This window comes from Corynebacterium sp. HMSC036D03 (assembly GCF_001836185.1).
GTDB lineage: Bacteria > Actinomycetota > Actinomycetes > Mycobacteriales > Mycobacteriaceae > Corynebacterium > Corynebacterium simulans.
In genome coordinates this window covers 224,829-240,899 of record NZ_KV827746.1, presented here as the reverse complement: position 1 = coordinate 240,899, position 16,071 = coordinate 224,829, and the positions used below count along the sequence as shown (strand labels likewise).

The 16,071-nt window shown below is 60.0% G+C and carries 14 protein-coding genes and 1 tRNA gene; 9 read left to right on the top strand and 6 right to left on the bottom strand.

The window, feature by feature from the left end:
- Window positions 1–136 precede the first annotated feature (136 nt).
- Window positions 137–221, bottom strand: a tRNA-Ser gene (locus HMPREF2692_RS09485).
- Window positions 222–303: 82 nt separating this feature from the next.
- Between HMPREF2692_RS09485 and HMPREF2692_RS09480 the strand changes: the two genes are divergently transcribed.
- A complete protein-coding gene (locus HMPREF2692_RS09480) occupies window positions 304–1,263 on the top strand; it encodes an NAD(P)H-quinone oxidoreductase (protein ID WP_070497508.1) in 960 nt (319 codons plus the stop codon).
- A 24-nt stretch (window positions 1,264–1,287) separates the two neighbouring features.
- Here the strand turns inward: HMPREF2692_RS09480 and HMPREF2692_RS09475 are convergent, their stop codons facing one another.
- Complete coding sequence (locus HMPREF2692_RS09475) at window positions 1,288–2,544, bottom strand: aminotransferase class V-fold PLP-dependent enzyme (RefSeq protein WP_070497506.1); 1,257 nt, start codon at window positions 2,542–2,544, stop codon at window positions 1,288–1,290.
- A gap of 240 nt (window positions 2,545–2,784) precedes the next feature.
- Between HMPREF2692_RS09475 and HMPREF2692_RS09470 the strand changes: the two genes are divergently transcribed.
- The 3 genes from HMPREF2692_RS09470 (at window position 2,785) to HMPREF2692_RS09460 (ending at window position 5,533) form a co-directional block, all read left to right on the top strand.
- Entirely contained in the window at window positions 2,785–3,636 is an 852-nt protein-coding gene (locus HMPREF2692_RS09470; RefSeq protein WP_061920156.1) for a galactan export ABC transporter permease subunit Wzm/RfbD, read from the top strand.
- Between the two features lie 28 nt (window positions 3,637–3,664).
- Window positions 3,665–4,459 carry a galactan export ABC transporter ATP-binding subunit Wzt/RfbE gene (locus HMPREF2692_RS09465; RefSeq protein ID WP_061920004.1) on the top strand — a complete coding sequence of 265 codons (795 nt, stop codon included), beginning with the start codon at window positions 3,665–3,667 and terminating at the stop codon, window positions 4,457–4,459.
- Between the two features lie 168 nt (window positions 4,460–4,627).
- A complete protein-coding gene (locus tag HMPREF2692_RS09460; protein ID WP_062036276.1) occupies window positions 4,628–5,533 on the top strand; it encodes a galactofuranosyltransferase GlfT1 in 906 nt (301 codons plus the stop codon).
- Here the strand turns inward: HMPREF2692_RS09460 and HMPREF2692_RS09455 are convergent, their stop codons facing one another.
- The 4 genes from HMPREF2692_RS09455 to HMPREF2692_RS09440 form a co-directional block, all read right to left on the bottom strand.
- A complete protein-coding gene (locus tag HMPREF2692_RS09455; protein ID WP_070823467.1) occupies window positions 5,534–5,995 on the bottom strand; it encodes a GtrA family protein in 462 nt (153 codons plus the stop codon). It lies immediately after the preceding gene.
- A complete protein-coding gene (locus HMPREF2692_RS09450; RefSeq protein ID WP_061920154.1) occupies window positions 5,995–6,384 on the bottom strand; it encodes a GtrA family protein in 390 nt (129 codons plus the stop codon). The genes HMPREF2692_RS09455 and HMPREF2692_RS09450 overlap by 1 nt, the downstream gene beginning before the upstream one ends.
- A gap of 71 nt (window positions 6,385–6,455) precedes the next feature.
- Window positions 6,456–7,346, bottom strand: a complete 891-nt coding sequence (locus HMPREF2692_RS09445; RefSeq protein ID WP_070823464.1) for a plasmid pRiA4b ORF-3 family protein — start codon at window positions 7,344–7,346, stop codon at window positions 6,456–6,458.
- A 55-nt stretch (window positions 7,347–7,401) separates the two neighbouring features.
- Window positions 7,402–7,866, bottom strand: a complete 465-nt coding sequence (locus HMPREF2692_RS09440; protein ID WP_061919995.1) for a hypothetical protein — start codon at window positions 7,864–7,866, stop codon at window positions 7,402–7,404.
- 34 nt (window positions 7,867–7,900) lie between these two features.
- Here HMPREF2692_RS09440 and HMPREF2692_RS09435 point away from each other — a divergent pair, with 34 nt between their 5' ends.
- The 5 genes from HMPREF2692_RS09435 to HMPREF2692_RS09415 all read left to right on the top strand — a co-directional run bounded on the left by HMPREF2692_RS09435 (window position 7,901) and on the right by HMPREF2692_RS09415 (window position 15,949).
- Complete coding sequence (locus HMPREF2692_RS09435; RefSeq protein ID WP_061919993.1) at window positions 7,901–8,179, top strand: hypothetical protein; 279 nt, start codon at window positions 7,901–7,903, stop codon at window positions 8,177–8,179.
- Between the two features lie 144 nt (window positions 8,180–8,323).
- Complete coding sequence (locus HMPREF2692_RS09430) at window positions 8,324–9,739, top strand: decaprenylphosphoryl-beta-D-ribose oxidase (protein ID WP_061919991.1); 1,416 nt, start codon at window positions 8,324–8,326, stop codon at window positions 9,737–9,739.
- A gap of 47 nt (window positions 9,740–9,786) precedes the next feature.
- Window positions 9,787–10,545 (top strand): decaprenylphospho-beta-D-erythro-pentofuranosid-2-ulose 2-reductase, encoded by a 759-nt coding sequence (locus tag HMPREF2692_RS09425; protein WP_061919989.1) that lies wholly within the window; start codon window positions 9,787–9,789, stop codon window positions 10,543–10,545.
- A gap of 37 nt (window positions 10,546–10,582) precedes the next feature.
- Window positions 10,583–12,553, top strand: a complete 1,971-nt coding sequence (locus HMPREF2692_RS09420; RefSeq protein ID WP_070455680.1) for a galactan 5-O-arabinofuranosyltransferase — start codon at window positions 10,583–10,585, stop codon at window positions 12,551–12,553.
- Window positions 12,554–12,583: 30 nt separating this feature from the next.
- Window positions 12,584–15,949 carry an arabinosyltransferase domain-containing protein gene (locus HMPREF2692_RS09415; RefSeq protein WP_210385667.1) on the top strand — a complete coding sequence of 1,122 codons (3,366 nt, stop codon included), beginning with the start codon at window positions 12,584–12,586 and terminating at the stop codon, window positions 15,947–15,949.
- Window positions 15,950–16,071: the final 122 nt, after the last annotated feature.

Here is a 16,071-nt window from a genome sequence, read left to right as displayed (position 1 = left end):
CTGAATCACCAGGTTTCTGGCCGCTATTTACATATATCGGTACATGAAACCACGCCTGGCAATGCGAAGGGCGTTTGAAGGAAACAAAAATCTCGAGACACCATCCAAAGGAACGATGTCTCGAGACTTCACACGGCGGAGACGGCGGGATTTGAACCCGCGGTGGTTTGACCCACGCTGGTTTTCAAGACCAGTGCATTCGGCCGCTCTGCCACGTCTCCTTGTCTTGCGACCCACTAAGCCTACTAAACCTAGCGATGCAGATCATATTCGGCCTCGGAGTTTTCGTTAAGCTGGGTGGGCATGAAAGCTATCGTGCAGACCAACCCTGAAGATCCCGGCGCGCTGGAGCTAGGTGCCGTCGAAAAGCCGCTGCTCCACCCCGGAGAAGTTCTAGTAAAGGTCCATGCCGCGGGTGTGAACCGCGCCGACCTCTTGCAAGCGCGCGGACACTATCCGCCACCAGCAGGCGCTTCCGAGACCATCGGCCTAGAGGTGGCCGGTGAAATCGTGGATGCAAATGGCACCGAGTGCAAAGAAGGCACCCAGGTTGGCGCGCTGCTTGCCGGCGGTGGTTACGCCGAATATGTCGCGGTTCCAGCGGGCCAGCTGCTGCCCATTCCGAAGGGCTTTTCGCTTACCGATACCGCCTCAGTCATCGAGGTGGCCTGCACCGTATGGTCCAACCTCGCCATGGAAGCGAACCTGCACGCTGGGCAGACCATTCTCATTCATGGTGGAGCGGGCGGCATCGGCTTGTTCGCCATCCAGGTAGCCAAGGCGCTGGGCGCTACTGTTGCGGTGACGGCCGGCTCCGCGGAAAAGCTGGAGACCTGCAAGAGCTACGGCGCAGACATCCTTATTAATTACAAGGAACAAGACTTCGCCGAAGAGCTAAAGAACCAATGCGATGTCATCCTCGACATCATTGGCGCGAAGTATCTCAAACAGAACCTGAAGGCACTGGCTACCGACGGCCACATGGTCACCATCGGCTTGCAAGGCGGCACGAAGGAAGAGCTCAACATGGGCATCGTCCTAGCAAAGCGCCTCACCGTGCAGGGCACGACGCTGCGCTCCCGCAGCATTGAGGACAAAGCCGCAATCGTGGCAGACACCGTCGCCAACGTGTGGCCATGGCTGGAAGATGGCACGGTCAAGCACCATCTCCACGGCACTTACCCGCTGGCCGAGGCCGCCGCTGCGCACGAGGCACTAAACTCCGGCGCCGTCACCGGCAAGTTGGTGCTGACGGTGTCTTAAACGTCTTGTGTCTAAGCTACCGGCTTAGGCCAAAGACGCCACCACGCGCGTGAGGTGTTCAATATCGTGGCGGGTGTTGAACGGGCCCAAGGCCACGGTAACGGCGCCGCCGATTTCGTCGGCGCCCATCTCCGTAAGAAGCGGGGTGCGCAGCGCCAACGTCGTGACCAGGCCGTTGTCGATGAGGCGGCGGTGCACTGTTTCTGCCGGTACGTTCTGCACCGCGAAGGTAAGCCGCGGCAGGCGGTCCTTTGAAGCGCCGGCGGCGGCCTCACCCGTCACGCCCAAGATGTGGACGGCCGGCAAGGTCTCCAAGTAGGCGTACATGTCATTGGTCAGATCGCCCAAGTACTCATTCAGCGCCTCCATTGACTTGTGCACGCGCACACGGCGCGAACCAGCTTCACCGCCAGCCAACGCTGCCAAGTGATCAACTAGAGGGCCAACGCCACCGGCCAGGCCGGTAGATACCGGGGTCTCTAGTTTTTCCGCAGAATTAGAAGCCTTCACCGGGCTATGCGCATCGACGCGGCGGAACATCGCTTCATCACGGAATACTAGGGCCGCTAACTGCGGGCCGCCGAGCATTCCGATATCAATGCCGATGATGTCCGCGCCGAGTTCATCAAAGTCCAGGGGACGATAAGGCGCGAGCGCGGAGACATCGACAAGCGTCCACGCGCGCGAGCGCGAACGAATCTTCTCAATAATCTCCGCCGTGGGTGTTACCGTGCCCAACAGCTCATGCGCTGCGGAGAAAGAAACGAGGCGTGTCGAGCCGTCGACAAGCTCGGCGTACTGGAAAGTCGGCAGCTCACCCGTGCCCAGATCCGGCTGTGCCCAACGCACTTCTGCATCAAGCTCCGACAACGCGGAGTACAGCGCCGGCGGATCCAACTTGGACAGAACCACCGAAGAATTATGACGCAACATCGGGCGCAGGCTGCGCGCCAAGGTCTGGTACAAAGCCGGCAGCGAAGGGCCTAAGACCACGCGGCTGGCCTTCGAGCCCACGAGATCCGCAATCGCCATGCGCGCGGCGTCGTAATGCGCAGAGCCCTCCAACCGGCCCGGCGCGCTATTCGCGGAATGCGCGCCCGTGGCATCTTCCTGCGGGGCTACTGCTGGGGACATACGGAATGAGCGAGCCACGCCGGCCGCTACTCGTTCAGAGATCTGCGGCGCAGCATTCGCGTTGAGGTAGGTCCACCCGTCCGATAGGCCAGTGTAAAGACCTCGCACACTGGCGACGTCATACCGTGCTGGCAAGCCTAATGGCATGTATAAAACCTTCCTCTACGCCTTTCATTGGTACCCAAACGCAACGTTTGTAGGGGCCGCTGTGGGGCAGTCGACTCCCTACTCTATACGGCTTTGGGTTTGGTTTCCTAAAAAGGAATTTTTGCAGGTTACAGCCATTCCCCCAGTACAGACGGCGTGTAGATACCCGTTTGTCCAGCACGCGCGCTAGGGTGTTTTGACGTGCAAGATAACAACCAACTGCGCGCCGACATCGCCCGCATGACCTCCACCCCGGAGGAAAGCGCGGTACCGGCCTCCCAGTCCATGACCATGAAGGCGGCTTTTGCCGATCTTATCCAAGGCGCCAAACAGCGCGAATTGTGGTTCATGCTGGGCATTCAGGACATCAAGCAACGCTACCGCCGCTCGGTTCTAGGACCTTTCTGGATCACCATCGCCACCGGTGTGATGGCAGCAGCACTGGGCCTTTTGTACTCCATGCTCTTCCAGATCCCAGTCGCGGAGTTCCTGCCTCACGTCACCGTGGGCCTTATCATGTGGAACTTCATCTCGGGCGCAATCAAGGAAGGCTCCACCGTCTTCATTGACAACGAGGGCCTCATCAAACAGCTCCCGGCTCCCCTATCGGTGCACGTCTACCGCCTGGTGTGGCGCCAAACGCTATTCTTGGGCCACAACCTCATCATCTGGCTGCTGCTCATCCTTATCTTCCCGCGTCACCTGGGTTGGGAGTTCTTCCTCTTCATCCCGGCACTTGGCCTCCTACTGGTCAACGGCGTGTGGGTAGCAATGTTCTTCGGCATCGTGGCAACCCGCTATCGCGACATTGCACCACTGCTCGAGGCACTCACGCAGCTGCTGTTCTACGTCACGCCGATTGTCTGGATGACCAACACTTTGAAGGAGCAAGGCGGTGCCGTGGGCAACCGCGCTCGCATCGCAGAGATCAACCCGCTGTATCACTACATGGAGATCGTGCGTGCCCCCATGATCGGTGAGCCCGTCGCGGGCTACCACTGGCTTATCGTCATCGCGTGTACCGTCGTGGGCCTCCTCGTCGCCGGCCTAGCCATGCGCCAATGGCGTTTCCGCGTGAGCTACTGGGTATAGCGCAAGCTGCACGAAAGGATCTTCAACAATGGTTTCTATCGATACTTATAACGCTTGCGTGGACTTTCCCATCTTTGATGCCAAGTCCCGCTCCTTAAAGAAGGCTGTACTTTCCTCAGCCGGCGGTGCGATTGGCCAAAACTCCGACAAAACCGTCGTGGTTGAGGCCCTCAAAGACATCAACCTTCACCTCCGCGAAGGTGACCGCGTAGGTCTCGTGGGCCACAACGGCGCCGGCAAGTCCACGCTGCTGCGTCTGCTTTCTGGCATCTACGAGCCCACGCGCGGCACTGCCGACGTTCGCGGCCGCGTCGCCCCCGTCTTCGACTTGGGCGTGGGCATGGACCCAGAGGTCTCCGGCTACGACAACATCATCATCCGCGGCCTATTCTTGGGCCAGACCATCAAGCAGATGAAAAACAAGATGGATGAGATCGCCGAGTTCTCTGAACTGGGTGACTACCTCGCCATGCCGCTGCGCACCTACTCCACCGGTATGCGCGTACGCTTGGCGCTCGGCGTGGTTACCTCCATCGAACCGGAAATCCTGCTGCTCGATGAGGGCATCGGCGCAGTCGACGCCGCCTTCATGGCCAAGGCCCGCGTGCGCCTGCAGGAGCTGGTTAAGCGCTCCGGCATCCTCGTCTTTGCTTCCCACTCCAATGACTTCCTGGCCCAGCTGTGCAACACTGCGCTGTGGATTGACCACGGCACCGTCCGCTCTGCCGGCGAGGTCTCTGAAGTCGTGGGCCAATACGAAGGCCCCGAGGTAGGCGAATACGTCAAGGACTTGCGCCGCCGCTTCGACAACGAAGACGACTAAGCCCCAAGCATCTCCTTTAACTCACCGGTTACGCCTTCTACTTCGATGGTGTAGCCGGTGTCGCCGTAAAGCCACTGGCATCAATCCGCACAGCAAACGGCGGCCACATCTGTTCTAATTCCATGTCCAAAGCCTATCCCCGGCGCCACGGGTGGCAGAATAGAGCTCATGACTGCCACCTTGAACGCCGCCGGTTCGACGGCCGCCGTAATCGTCACCCACCAGCGCGTGGAACTGCTTCGCGCCTCATTGGAGCAGGTAGCGCACCAAACCCACCCTGTGCAGTGGATCATCGTGGTGGACAATGGGGCCGAGACCGCAGTCGAGGAATTGGTCAATGAGATTGCCGGTGACCGCGCCGTCTACGTTCCTTCCCAGACAAACCTGGGCGGCGCGGGCGGCTTCGCCCTTGGCTTCCTCACGGCTCTTTCGTTGGGCGCCGACGCCGTGTGGTGCGCCGACGACGACGGCCGCCCCGCCGATAAAAACGTGCTCGCAGAGCTCTACCGCGTGGCAGAAGCCAACGGCTTGCACGAGGTCTCCCCTGCCGTGTGCAACATCAACGAACCAGCCCGCCTGGCCTTCCCGCTGCGCCAGGGCCTCGTGTGGCGCCGCTACATGAGCGAGCTCGAGGGAGACTTCCTGCCAGGTATTGCATCGCTTTTCAACGGCGCACTGATTTCGGCGGAAGCCATGCAGATAATCGGTGTACCGGATTATCGCCTCTTCATCCGTGGCGACGAAGTGGAATACCACCGCCGCTTAGCAGGCTCGGGCCTCAAGTTCGGCACCGCGCTGACCACCAGCTACCTACACCCGGATGGTTCCGACGAGTTCAAGCCGATTCTTGGCGGCAAGATGCACACCCAGTACCCAGACGGCGAGTTCAAGAGGTTCTTTACTTACCGCAACCGCGGCTATCTACTCTGGCAGCGCGGCATGCGCAAGCTCCTGCCCCAAGAATTCGCGCGCTTTGGCTGGTTCTTCCTCGTCCAAAAACGCGATCCACAAGGCTTTGTAGAGTGGCTTCGCCTGCATAACCAGGGCCGCAAGGAAGACTTCCGCCGGCCCTAACTAATCCTCCACCACGAAGGATTTCCGGGTGCGGCGGAAGATTACCCAGCGCTGCACGAAGAAGTTGATGGTGGTGGCCGTGCCCTGCGCAAGAACATACGCCGCGACCAGCGCCAACGTGGATGACCAAGCCAGGTCCTCGTCAAAGAAGTTAAAAGCCCGGCGGTAGATCACCATGTTGACCAAATAAGTCAGGGCGTACGTCGCCGCCACTGCCACAAGGCGGCGTTTGGAGGCTTTGGCGTTGAACGTCCAACGGCGATTGAGCAAGTACGCCACGAGCGTGCCAAAGATAAAGCCAACGGTGCGGGCGCCATCTTTATCAAGCAGCCCCAAGCCCAGCTGCAGAAGCCACGTTAGGCCAGCATCAACGATCGCAGAGATTACGCCCGTAATAACAAACTTGGTTCCCTGCGCCTGCAGGGAATTCGAGCGTGAGAGCTTCTCTGCGCTAGTCACCATTAATCTCCCTTAAAGATGAAGATGCGCTGAATGGCAAAGTTGGTTACCGTAGCCACACCCTGCGCGATGACAAACGCGATGGTGTCTTTGACTGCTCCCTCAAAGCCCATAGAAATCAGCGGCTCGTTGAGCACCCAGTACAGGAAGTTCTGTACCGCAAAGGTCGAGGCATACAACGCCGCCACGGCACCCGCAGTGCGGCCGGAGACCTGCGCGCCGAAAGTCCAACGCGCATTGGCAACGTAAGCAGCGATGGTGCCAAAGACCCAACCGATTGCCTTTGCCGCAGAACGGTGCAGGCCAAAATGGGTCAGCAACAAAGTAAGTCCGTAGTCAATTGCCGCTGTGAACACGCCCACGAATACGAAACGGAAAAGCTGCGTCGCCAGCGAGGTGCGGCGCACCTCGACGTCGCGGGGCGCCGCGTCAGAAGGATTTTTATCAGTCACGGCTAAAAAGCCTACCTGCGCAGTAGGGCACGGTAAATGTCAAGACGATCCACCGGTGCTAGTGCCTCATCCCCATAGGCGCCCACGCTTGCAAGCACAGAAAGCGAAGCGCTACACAACTCGCGTATTTCTTCGCCTGTTAAGAGCTTGCCTTCATCAGAGACCCAACCCAAGGCATCCATCGTGGACTCTGCCACGGAATTGCTAAGCTCCCGCCCGCCCATGCAGGTCAGCGCTAAGACCATGGACCAAAACGAGTCCTGGCCTTCTGCGGTAACTTCCCGCGGCAAAGAATCTAGGACTGATAAAGGCGCGTTTGAATCACTGCGCTCTAAATCGAGCGCCTGCAGCAGCGGCACGAAATCAAAAAGCTTGCTGCGCTGGATGAGCGCACGCACCGGCGGGGTCACGATGTTGAGCACTTCATCGATGGTCTCTTGGCCAGTTAATTGCGCATTGATGGCAGTAAGATCGAAAGGCTGCGTGAAGGCGCCCGATCCGCCTACACACAATGATTCAGGGGTACCGGAATCGCGCGGGTAAATGTCAACCACAACCAGGCTAAAGTCCCACAACCCCCAGGCATAGTCCAGCTGCACGCCCTCACGCCACAAAAACTCGGAGACTTGATGCTTGGGATCGATGCGGGCCCCGCGGGCTTCATGGTGTTCAAAGAAGTGCCACGGCGAATCTTCATCGGGAAGCCCGAAGCAGACTTCGAGCACGTGGTGGAGTTGCTCAAAGGTAAGGGCGTCAGAAAACCCGATTTGGCGGTGGACTTCGACGTCCGCGCTCACGTTGGAAACCTGGCAGATGACGGTGAGAGGCTCGCGGCGCAGGGTCACGACAGAGTTGTCACGCTTGGCGCGTGCCGTACTCAAATCTGTGACCCCGAGGCTCATGAGCCCCACCATACGCAAAGTTGCGGGTCAAAGTTGTGGAGGCAAGCGCGTGAGGCTACGCCGCGCGCTTGGCGATGTCGCGTGCTTCCAGCTCGCTCACCACAAAAAGCAGGCCCGCGCCGATGGCCCCCAGAGTGGTCCATGGCTTCTGCACACCGCGCTTGCGCAGGGGCTTGACCATGGCCTGCGCAACCTTGACGTTGATGAAACCACCGGCGATGAGAACCAGTACCACGGCAACAAATGCTGCCCAGGCCTTCACGTCCATCTCTTGTTCTTGTGCCTGCACCGGCTGCTGTTCTTCCTGCTCGCGCTGCGCATTGGTCACCGCAACCAGCGCGCCGAAGCCCAGAAACGAGCCGATATAAGCGGCAACGAGTGCCTTCTTGTTCTTGATCCAATCTGGATAGGAGGTCATAAGGCCCAAAGCCAGCGATTGCGTTATGCGGCCAGACAGGGTGTCATCGAGTGCGTAGCGGTCGACGCGCTCGGTTTCTTGTGCGGAGTCTTGCTCAGTCATGGGGATTACTTTATGCGGCACTAAGCTAAAGCGCATGTACTCCTCAAAGAAAGAGCACCTAACCCCTGCCCAGCGCGCAGCCCAAGACGAACGCGCTGAAGACGACAAGTACAACGGCCACTTCCTGGCCACCGAGCACACCAATCTCCCGCTCGATGGGTTTATGACGCGCCTGATGGCTGAGGAGCTGCCTATCCTCGATTCCACTTCGCGCCGTCGGGTCTATGAGATTCTGCGTTCCTACAAGGGCCCGGAGATTACCTCCCAGGAGCAGCTCCCAGCAGAGATCCGCGAGCTCATGGATCTGTATTAGATCTGTTTTAGAAGGCCAAATCAACACATTCGGGCACGGCCGATGCCCGAACATGTTCCAAATATCACTAACGTCACGCACGTCACGTGTCCGTGTTGGTGAGTAGGCTAGGAACGACATATCACGTCGAGTAAAGAGTAAGAGATGGAACTACATACCACCGAAAAGTCCCTGCACGGCTGGGGCCGCACCGCGCCGACGACTGCCCACGTACTGTCCACCGAAGACGTCGAGGTCATCAAGAAGGCCGTCGCCCAGGTTGCAGAAGATAACTCCGACAAACCAGCACACCTGCGCCGCGGCGTCATCGCCCGCGGCATGGGCCGTTCCTACGGTGACCCTGCCCAAAACGGCGGCGGCCTGGTCATCGACATGCAGCCGCTGAACAAGATCCACTCCATCGATCCGGAAACCGCAATCGTCGACGTAGACGGTGGCGTAACTCTGGATCAGCTGATGAAGGCCGCCCTGCCATACGGCCTGTGGGTCCCGGTTCTGCCAGGCACCCGCCAGGTCACCATCGGCGGCGCAATCGGCCCGGATATCCACGGCAAGAACCACCACTCCGCCGGTTCCTTTGGCAACCACGTCACCTCCATGGAGCTGCTCGTGGCAGACGGCCGCGTACTCCACTTGGAGCCTAACGGTTCCAAGGATGATCCAGACGGAGAGCTCTTCTGGGCCACCGTCGGCGGCATGGGCCTGACCGGCATCATCCTGCGCGCGCAGATCCGCATGACCAAGACCGAGACCGCCTACTTCATCGCGGACACTGACCGCACCGAGAACCTGGATGAGACCGTAGCCTTCCACTCGGATGGCTCCGAGCACAACTACACCTACTCCTCTGCTTGGTTCGACGTCATCTCCCCAGAGCCAAAGCTCGGCCGCTCCACCATCTCCCGCGGCAGCCTGGCCACCCTGGCGCAGCTCGAAGAGCTCGCACCAAAGCTGGCGAAGGATCCGCTGAAGTTCAACGCTCCACAGCTGATGACGGTGCCGGATATCTTCCCGAACTTCACCATGAACAAGCTCTCCCTGATGGCCATCGGCGAGGCTTACTACCTCATGGGCGCGCCGGCTCGTAACAAGATCAAGAACCTGACGCAGTTCTACCAGCCGCTGGATCTCATCGGCGAGTGGAACCGCGGCTACGGTTCCAACGGCTTCCTGCAGTACCAGTTCGTGGTACCGACCGAGGCAGTTGAGCCTTTCAAGGAGATCATCCGTGACATGCAAAAGTCCGGCCACTACTCCGCACTGAACGTGTTCAAGCTCTTCGGCCCAGGCAACAAGGCACCACTGTCCTACCCAATGCCGGGCTGGAACGTCTGCGTGGACTTCCCAATCAAGCCAGGCCTCGGCGCCTTCCTTGATGATCTGGACAAGCGCGTCATGGAATTCGGCGGCCGCCTCTACCTGGCCAAGGAATCCCGTACCTCTGCGGAGAACTTCCACAAGATGTACCCGGGCATGGAGGGCTGGCTTGCCACCCGCAACGCCATCGACCCAACCGGCGTCTTCGCATCCGACATGTCCCGCCGCCTCGAGCTGCGCTAAACGTCCGCACCGAACACAACGCAGAAGATTTTTAAGGAATAACCCACATGCTCAATGCAGTAGGCCAAGCACAACACATCCTTCTCCTTGGCGGCACCTCCGAAATCGGCCTCGGCATCGTCGAGGAATTCTTGGAGCGTGGCCCGGCCAAGGTCACCCTCGCTGCCCGCGCACAGTCCCCGCGCATCGCCGATGCCACCGCCGCTTTGACCTCCCGCGGTGCTGACGTCGAGGTCATCGACTTTGACGCAACTGACTTCGAGGCCCACCCGGACGTCGTCAAGCAGGCATGGAACCGCGGCGACGTCGACGTTGCCATCGTCGCCTTCGGCACCCTGGGTGACCAGGAAGAACTCTGGCAGGACCAGGCCAAGGCCGTCGCTTCCGCACAGACCAACTTCACCGCCCCGGTCTCCCTGGGCGTGCTGTTGGGCCAGAAGTTCAAGGAGCAGGGCCACGGCACCATCGTCGCCATGTCCTCCGTGGCGGGTATGCGCGTGCGCCGCTCCAACTTTGTCTACGGCGCTTCCAAGGCCGGCGTGGATGGCTTCTTCATCAACCTGGGTGAGGCACTGCGCGGCTCCGGCGCCAACGTCCTCGTGGTTCGTCCGGGCCAGGTGCGCACCAAGATGTCCGCAAACGCTGGCGAGGCACCGCTGACCGTCAACGTTGACGATGTTGCCAAGGCCACCGTCAAGGCAATCTTGAACGGCACGCAGTCCATCTACGTGCACCCACTGTTCGAGTACGTCTCCTTGGCCTTCAAGTTCATCCCACAATCCATCTTCCGAAAGCTGCCTTTCTAATTCCAGCAATCCTCCCGAATGTGGGAAACTAGTGTGCATGACTAGCCCAGCAACCATGCACTCCATGCACACTGAACACACCCGTGCCACGGATTACAACGCCGACGAGCTTTCAACTAAGTCGGCTCTGCTGGGCATAGCGGCGGCTGCCCTTGGCGGGGCGGTCGTCGCTCTCCTCGGTTTTTATGCCTTCAAGACGGTCTCCCTGCCAGCTTTTAGTACCTCCATGGTCACCCGTGCACTGTGCACGGTCGGCATTGTTTTGACCCTCTTGCTGGTCGGCGTGCTCTGCGTGAAGTGGATTTATGACACCCACCGTCCTGCTTTCACACGGCCTAAGTGGCGCACGTGGCTGACCTACGCGGCGTGCTATCTCTCGCCTGCCTTGCTAGTGCTTTCTGCCATCGGTCTGCCGCTTTCCGCCTCCAAGCTGTGGCTGGACGGAGTGCAGGTGGACCAGGTCTTCCGCACCCAGTTCCTGACCCGCACCACGGATCAGATGGGCTACGCCGACATGAACTACGAGGGCCTTCCCACCTTCTACCCCATGGGCTGGTTCTGGCTCGGCGGCCGCGTGGCCAACCTTTTGCACATGCCTGGTTGGGAGGTCTTCCAGCCGTGGGCGCTGATTTCTATCTCGATGTGTGGCTGCCTGCTCGTTCCGCTCTGGCAGCGCTTGGTGGGCTCGCTTCCAGTTGCCACCGCAATCGCGCTCGTGACCACCGCCGTCACGCTCACGGTCAACGCTGAGGAGCCTTATTCCGCGGTCATCGCCATGGGCGTTCCGGCAGTAGCTGTGCTGGCTGCCCGCGCCTTCAACGGCTCCTGGCTTTCTACCTTGGGCGTGGCCCTGTACCTGGGTTTCTCCGCCTGCTTCTACACCTTGTTCACCGGCGCCATCGCACTGACCGTGGTCTCGTTGGTTGCTATCGCCACCGCAATCTACGAGCGCTCCCTGCGCCCCCTCATGCACCTGGTGGTCATCGGCGTCGGCTCGCTGGCCATCGCCGCCGTTGCCTGGACGCCTTATCTGCTCGCCACCTTCCGCGCAGAGGCGCCACTGGAGTCCGCCGCTCAGCATTACCTGCCGGAGGAAGGAACCCAAATTCCGGTGCCTTTCCTCTCCTTCAGCATCATCGGCGCGCTCTGCCTCATCGGCCTTATCTACATGGCCATGCGCCTGGAAGACGCCGCAGTACGCGCCCTCGTCATCGCCACCTTGGGTACCTACCTCTGGGTCGTGATGTCCATGGTGGTCACCCTGGCCGGCTCCACCCTGCTGGGCTTCCGCCTGGAGAGCATCATCGTGCTGCTTTTCGCCACCGCCGGCGTTCTTTGTCTGGCAGAAATCCGCCTGCTGGGCATTCCCACGTTGTACCCGGCGCGCTTTAGTGAGACCACCAACAAGCGCATCACCGCGGTGTTCGCCATCTTCTTGGTATTCGGCGGAATCTACTACGCGCAGCACATCCCGGAAGCCAACGAGGATGCCCTCGACCACGCTTATACCGATACCGACGGCAACGGCGAGCGCGCCGACCGCTTTGCCAGTGATTCCTCTCAGGACTACCTGAAGATCCGTGAGTTCATCGACTCGCACGGCTACGCGCCGAATGCGACCACGGTCATGACGGACGAGAAGCTGTTTATGGCTTATCACCCATACTGGGGTTTCAACGCCTTTACCAGCCACTACGCCAACCCGCTGGGTGAGTTCAGCGCCCGCAACGCGCAGATCGAAGCCTGGGGCAAGGACTCCTGGGAGCAAACGCCGGCCGAGTTCCAGAAGGCGATCGATTCCGCGAAGTGGAATGGTCCCGATGTTGTCATCTTCCGCGGCAGCCTCGAAGAGCCGGGCGATGGCTTCAAGATCCACCTGGCTGAGGATATCTATCCCAATCAGCCCAACGTGCGTTACCGTGCGGTCTTCTTCAACCCAGATGTCTTCGAGGAAGGCTGGGATACCAAGCAGGTTGGCCCATTCGTGGTGGCGGTGCGTTCTCACTAACTCTAGGGGCCGTGCCGTAAACTGATCGCCGTGTCAGTTAGCCTTCCTAGTACCGAAAATACCCGCTTAGCCATAGCGGACGCCCCGCGTTCGCTGCGGCTAACCGCCATTATTGCCGGCCTGATTGGCTTCATTTGTTTTGTAGCGACCCCGCTACTTCCGGTGAACCAAACCCAGTCCTCTTTTGATTGGCCGCAGAATAATTCGCTGCAGTCCATAAACGCCCCGCTGATTTCGGTGGCGCCGGAGGACATCAAGGCCGAGATCCCGCTGAGCGCCGCAGACCAGCTCCATAATGATCAGGACCTGCTCTACGGCACCATCCCGCCGGAATCCACCAAGGCCTCCAACCGCGGCATGTTCGTCCGCGTGAGCGACCAAGGCCTTTCCGTCGTCTCCTTGGACGAGGTGCTGCTTGCCCTTACCCCCAAGGAAGTAGCCGCACTGCCTGACGACGCCGTGCTCAAGATCGACTCCTCCGGCTCCGGCACCACGGTCAGCGTGGATAAGCATTCCGAGACCACGAAGGACGACGTTCGTCCGCAGGTCACCGGCGTCTACACCGAGCTAGAAGATAAGGATGCCGCAAAGCTTGTCGACGAAGGGCTAAACGTCCACGTCGATATCAATTCGCGCTTTACCTCCTCGCCTTCTTTGCTAAAGAAGATTGCGATGTGGCTGGGCGTAGCCATGACCATCCTGAGCCTTATCTGCCTGTGGCGCATTGACCGTCTAGACGGGCGCAAGCTGGGCTTTATGCCTGCCACCTGGAAGCAGATCCGCCCGCTCGACGGCGTGGTTGCTGCCGTCCTCGTCTTCTGGCATATCTTCGGCGCAAATACCTCGGATGACGGCTTCATCCTGACGATGGGCCGCGTTTCCGGTCACGCCTCCTATATGGCGAACTACTACCGCTGGTACGGCGTTCCCGAGGCCCCGTTCGGCTCCCCGTACTACGACCTCGTGGCCTTCTTGTCGGAGATTTCCAGTACGTCAATGTTCGTGCGTCTGCCTGCGCTCATCTCCGCATTCATCGTCTGGTTCATTCTCTCGCGCGAGATTCTGCCGCGCTTTGGTGACCTAGTTAATGGCCGCCGCGTGGCGCACTGGACCGCCGCCTTTATGTTCTTGGCATTCTGGCTGCCATATAACAACGGCATCCGCCCAGAGCCGATCGTGGCTCTCGGTGTCATGGTGACCTGGGCTTCCTTCGAACGCTCTATTGCCGCCCGCCGCCTGCTGCCAGCAGCCGTGGGCACCATCGCCGCAACCTTGACGCTGGGCGCTGGTCCTACCGGACTCTTCGCCGTCGGCGTGTTCTTGGTATCACTGCCGAAGCTATTTGCCTTCATGGCCGAGCGCGCCCCGCACGTGGGCTGGCTCGCCATGATTGCACCTTTCCTCGCTTCCGGCACCGCCATCATGGTCGCAGCCTTTGGTGATCAGACGCTGGCTTCGGTCATGGAGTCCACCCGCGTGCGCTCTGAGGTCGGCCCTTCGCTGCCGTGGTACTCGGAGTACGTGCGCTACACCACGCTCTTCCAGCAGTCCGTGGACGGCTCGATGACCCGCCGCTTCGCCATGTTCACCATGATCTTCTGCTTGGCGCTGATCATCTATGCCTTCATCAAGGATCGCCGCATCGTCGGCGCAGCGGTCGGCCCAACCCAGCGCCTGCTGCTCATCATTGGGCTTAGCACCTTCTTCTTGATGTTCACCCCAACCAAGTGGACCCACCACTTCGGTATCTACGCCGGCGTCGCGGGCGTGATTGCGGCATTGGGCGCGGTTGTCCTCTCCCAGATCGCGATGCGCTCGCCACGCGCGCGCACCTTCGCCCTCGCATCGGTCATCTTCCTGCTGGCTATCTCCATGGCTGGCTGGAATGCCTGGTGGTACGTCTCCTCCTTCGGCATCCCGTGGTGGGATCGCACGGTTCAGCTCAAGGCCATTGAGGCCAACACCGTGCTGCTGTTTATTGGCTTGGTGGTCCTTGCCGTCGGCGTCGTCCAGGCGATGTTCCACAGTTACCGCAAGGCCCAAGCAGAAGAGGAAGGCCGCCTCGAGGAGTTCAAGGCACAGGCCGCCGCCAAAGTTTCGCGCTGGGCAGGCATCATGTCCGCGCCGCTGGCTTTGGCCTGCGCGCTGATTGTGGCCTTCTCGTGTGCATCCTTCGCTAAGGCTTATGCTTCGCAGCAGAATTCCTACTCCGTGGGCAAGGGCAACTTGGCCTCGCTGAAGGGCAACCAGTGCTCGCTTGCCGACGCCACGATGGTAGAGACCAACACCAACGACTCCTTCCTCAGCCCGGTTGAAGGCGAGCTCAAGGACTCGCTGGAGGACCCAAGCGAAGATTCCTTCGGCTTTGGCCCCGATAACATCCCGGAATCCATCGAGCCGGAGAATCTGAACTCGGCGTCGGTTGGCGCAATTGCGAATACCTCAACCGAGAAGGCAGAAAATGCTGACTCTGCCGATGCCGCGCAGTCGGAGGAAAGCAGCGAAAAGTCTGCCAATGAGCAAAGCGGCGGCGTGCGTGGGACCAAGGGCGTAAACGGCTCGACCCGTCACTTGCCTTTCAACCTGGATTACAACAAGGTACCGGTTTTGGGCTCCTACGATGAAAAGCAGCGTTCTACCTCTACCGTAACGACCCAGTGGTACAACCTGCCTGAGGCCAAGGAAAACGCCCCGATTCTGGCTGTTTCTGCGGCGGGCAACATCTACCACCACGATGTCAACGGCATCGAGCAGGACGGCATGGAGCTCAAGCTGGAGTACGCCACCTACAAGGACGGCAAGGCCACCAACAAGGGCGAAGCAGAGCTTTCCGACGTCGGCGCTACCCCGAAGTGGCGCAACCTACGCATCCCGTTGGACAAGCTGCCAGCTGAGGCCAACGTGGTCCGCCTGGTGGCCGTGGATGATTCCACTGACGAGGACGAATGGCTCGCCTTCACTCCGCCGCGCGTGCCGGAGCTTGCGACCATCAACTCGCAGTTCGATTCACAGACCCCGGCGCTGATGGACTGGTCTGTGGCTCTGCAGTTCCCATGCCAGCGCACTTTCGACCACTATGCGGGCGTGACGGAGATTCCGGAATACCGCATCCTGCCGGATGCAGCGGCGCAGACGTCCTTGACTGACTTCCAGTCCTTCTCGGGCGGTGGCGCGATGGCCACGGCTGAGGCAGTCAACTACTCCTACGAGATCCCGAGCTACCTCAACAATGATTGGGCTCGAGACTGGGGCGCAATCGAAAAGTACGAGCTGCGCACCAACTCCAAGGGCGAGGCACCTGCCGAGGCGAACATCGATCATGAGATCGTTTCGCGCTCCGGACTCTGGAAGGAATCTGAGATGAAGATTCGCCCGGAGGGCTCTGAGGAGAAATAACGCTGGGTGGCATAGCACCCAGCGTGTAATAGCACCCAGCGTGAAAAAGCACCCAGCGAGAAGTAGGACCCAGCGAGTACGAGAGAGGGAGGACCAGGTGGTCCTCCCTCTCGTTACTTTAT